At 69.4% G+C, this 1,627-nt stretch carries 1 protein-coding gene and 1 pseudogene; both read left to right on the top strand.

The genetic code is table 11. The features are described from left to right. A pseudogene (locus tag ACFWPJ_RS32280) lies at positions 1 to 762 on the top strand (hypothetical protein); the annotation flags it as partial. Further along, positions 755 to 1,567 (top strand): hypothetical protein, encoded by an 813-nt coding sequence (locus tag ACFWPJ_RS32285; RefSeq protein WP_378857239.1) that lies wholly within the window; start codon positions 755 to 757, stop codon positions 1,565 to 1,567. The pseudogene ACFWPJ_RS32280 and the gene ACFWPJ_RS32285, both read left to right, overlap by 8 nt. Positions 1,568 to 1,627: the final 60 nt, after the last annotated feature.

Here is a 1,627-nt window from a genome sequence, read left to right on the forward strand (position 1 = left end):
ACACCGAAGTCGAGCCTCGGCACCGGCGGTGGCCCCTCCACCGGTGACCCCTCACTGCCCACCGATGACACCACAAGCTCCGATACCGCCATCTGGACTGACACCTCGACGTCGACCGATCCGGTCATCGCGATGCAGGAAGCCCTCGGCATCGCTGGGATCGAAGCCGCCACCACTATCGGCACCCAGTTGATCACCTCCGGCGCCGAAGTCCTGACCACCCTGATCACCGAAGGCGCCGAGGTCGCCACCCACGCCATCGACACCCTCGGCACCGAGGCAGGGAACACCATCACCGCCGCCCTCAGCGGCAATACCGCCAACGGTGACGGCGCGAACACCGCACCATCAGCGACCGGCACCAACAGCACGAACCCCACCACCGCGCCGACCGGTACACCGGTCATCAACTTCGGCTCCGACAAACCGGCGGGAACTGGAACGGGTAGCGGGACCGGGACGAATACGGGCGGTTCCCCGGCCGCCACGCCGAAACCCGACACCGCGGGCGGCCCGGACCGTGTCGAGCCGAAACCAGCTGCCCCGGCCGGGTCCGGCGCCACTTCCCAACCGGGGGTCGTACCGAACGCCGCGGGCGTACCCACGACCGCGGTCGTCCCACCGGCGGGAGCCCAGGCAGCTGCCGGGGCCGATGGGGAGCACAAGCCACGCGCCCAAGCGGGCATGACGGCCCCGGCCTCGATCGGCGGTGACCCGGGAGCCGTTGTCGTTCCGGTGATCGGGGCGGGCCGACATGACTGACAGCCCGCTGGATCTGCGCCGCTACACTCCGCCAGCCCCCAACGACGACAACCGGTTCGACGACGACGAGGACCGCCAGCATTCCGACGCCCGCTGGGACTCCGACGACGATGACGGTTGGGTCGGCGACTGGTCGGACTGGAGCCAGCCCAGCGACCGCCATCGCGACGACGATCAGGACAAACCAGCAGCGACGCGGGGGTTCCGGCAGGTCGGCCGAAACATTGCGCCTCCGCGCCCCGACCGCGGCCCGGGCCGGGTCATCGCCGGGCTCGCCGTCGCCTTCGGGGTCGCCTTGCTCGTCCTGGTCGTGGTCCTGGACACACTGCCCGACGGCGAGAAGTCGTCCGTGGACGCATCCAGGGCACTGCTGCCCGCGCCGTTGACCATGCCAGCGGTCGCGTCGACGACCGCACCCGCACACGCGATCGCCGACTGCCCACACAAACGCACGACCGCGTTGGCCTCGGGCGCCGACGCCGGTGACACCACCAGCGCGGTGAGCGCCATCTTCGCGTTGCAGCACGCCTACTACGTAGACCGATCCGGCGCCAAGGCAAGCGAATTCGTCACCGACGATGCGAAAGTTCCATCAGCAGAGCAGATCCAGGCCGGAATCGACACCGTGCCGGTCGGGACCCGCTACTGCGTGTCGATCGTGCCGACCTCCCCAGCCCGCTGGCAAGTCCAAGTCCGCGAACAACGCCCCTCCGCGGCACCTGAGTTGTTGGCGACCTTGATCATCCACACCATCACCGAGCCCGACGGCACCAGCAAGATCACCGCCATCAGCGAGGGCCCGTAATGGCCGACGCCTCCCCACCGTCCATCGCCAGCGGCTCCCGCCACACCGAGGTACTGGATC

The sequence above is a fragment of the Nocardia sp. NPDC058497 genome (assembly GCF_042720195.1).
Taxonomy (GTDB): Bacteria; Actinomycetota; Actinomycetes; order Mycobacteriales; family Mycobacteriaceae; genus Nocardia.